The organism is Arthrobacter sp. Dra40 (assembly GCF_059091905.1).
The window spans coordinates 1-605 of record NZ_JBNHHB010000556.1 but is presented as its reverse complement, the minus strand read 5'-3'; the positions used below and the strand labels follow the sequence as shown (position 1 = coordinate 605).

At 63.5% G+C, this 605-nt stretch carries 1 protein-coding gene; it reads right to left on the bottom strand.

The window, feature by feature from the left end; genetic code table 11:
• Nucleotides 1–45: 45 nt before the first annotated feature.
• Nucleotides 46–477: an OsmC family peroxiredoxin gene (locus tag AC5RWT_RS37955; RefSeq protein WP_494084701.1), complete on the bottom strand. Its 432-nt coding sequence runs from the start codon at nt 475–477 to the stop codon at nt 46–48.
• Nucleotides 478–605 lie beyond the last annotated feature (128 nt).

Genomic DNA, 605 nt, shown 5'->3' with positions numbered 1-605 from the left:
CCCGGTGCAGATAATGCACCGGGGTTCTTCGCTGGCAGCCGGGATCTAGCCGGCCAGGGTTGCATCGATTGTGATGCTCGGCACCGAGGCCAAGGCCCCGGATACCGGACAGCTGTCCTTGGCGCCGGCAGCCAGGCGCTGGAAGTCATCCTCGCTGATGCCGGGCACAGCCGCGTTCACGGTCAACCGGATTTCGGTGATTCCGGTGCCCGGAACAAAGTCCACCGCAGCCGAGGTCTTGATGCTTTCCGCGGTGGTGCCGTTTTCCTTGAGCATGTTGCTGAACTGCATTGAGTAGCAGGTGGCATGTGCGGCAGCCAGGAGTTCCTCGGGGCTGGTCATGCCCTCGGACTGCTCCGCACGTGCCTTCCACGTGACATCGTAGGTGCCGATTCCGGACGTTTCGAACGTGGTCTGGCCGCTGCCGCTGAACAGGTCGCCATTCCATTCGGTGCTGGCAGAACGTGTAGTAGCCATGTGTCCTCCTTGGTCGGTGTTCATGGATGCATTCTTCTCCGGTCCGGCCGCGCGGCCGGTGCCGTCTTCTTCATCCTAGGGGAGTTGCGCCGGGCTGTCCGGCGGCACCCCCTTAAGCCACTGCGGCC